The 1,165-nt window shown below is 63.9% G+C and carries 2 pseudogenes; both read left to right on the top strand.

Annotated features, from left to right (window positions below):
- Positions 1-766, top strand: a pseudogene (locus B4E30_RS07530) (hypothetical protein); the annotation flags it as partial.
- Between the two features lie 187 nt (positions 767-953).
- Positions 954-1,165 (top strand): annotated as a pseudogene (locus tag B4E30_RS07525) (Isoniazid-inducible protein iniA); the annotation flags it as partial.

Here is a 1,165-nt window from a genome sequence, read left to right as displayed (position 1 = left end):
GAACACCGACAACTCGGACAACTCCGACAACTCGGACAACTCCGACAACTCGGACAACTCCGTGGATGTGGACGTCGCCGTCGACGCCCGTGACCAGTCGGACAACTCCACCAACGATTCCTTCAACGACGAGGACTCGTACAACGACTACGAGGATTCCTACAACAAGGACTCCTACAACGACACCGACATCGACATCGACAACTCGACGAACCTCGACGACGACTCGGTGACGGTTGGCGTGCGCCAGTACAACACCGGCTTCGGTGACCTCCACGTCGGCGGCCTCGCCGGCGCGGGCGCCGCTGCTGCGGCCGCCGGCTCGCTGCACCTCGAGATCGACAATCGTGCGACGCAGGTCGACCAGTCGGTCAACCAGGCGATCAGCGCCGGCGGGAACGTCACCCAGGGCTTCGCCAACGGGGCCGTCGTCAACACCGGCGACTGGGGGGCCGCTGCGGGCGACGACGCTTCGGTGTCGAACACTGAGACGACGATCTCCACTGGCGACATCCTGATCGGGAACACGACGGTCGAGACCCACGTCGCCGACTCGTTCAACGACTCCTCCACCAACACGTGGACCGAGTACGAGCTCGAGATCGACGACTCGTTCAACGACTTCTCGGACCACACCGATGTCGAGGTAAAGATCGAGGACTCGTTCAACGAGTTCGACTCCGACGTCGACAACGACTGGGAGTGGGAGAACAACGGCAACATCTTCTCCGACGGCTCGGCCGTCATCGACGACATCGACATCTGATCATCGTCTGACACGAACTTCGCCCGGTCGCCTCTCGAGGCGGCCGGGCGAGGTGCGTCACGGCCCCGATCCGCCCTATCCCTGTCCGGCGGATCGGGATAGCGTGGGCCCGGGGACAGTTTTCAAGGGGGAATGCGTGAGCGACGACATCGCCAAGCGAGACGATCAGACCGCCAACGAGCCGACGATGGTGTCGCCGCAGACCGGAAGGCAGCTGGTCGCGCTCGTCGACAATGTCGAGTCGCTCGCGGCCGCCACCGGTCGTGCCGATCTGGCCGAGCGGCTGGACAACACCCGCAAGCGGCTGCAGGACCCGAACGTGCGGGTCATCGTGGTCGGGGAGTTCAAGAAGGGCAAGAGCAAGCTCATCAACGCCCTCGTCAACGCCCCGGTGTGCCC

It is taken from the genome of Microbacterium sp. UBA3394 (assembly GCF_002358725.1).
GTDB lineage: Bacteria > Actinomycetota > Actinomycetes > Actinomycetales > Microbacteriaceae > Microbacterium > Microbacterium luteum.
Note: the sequence above shows the minus strand (reverse complement) of the source record. Positions and strands in the feature narration are given on the sequence as shown.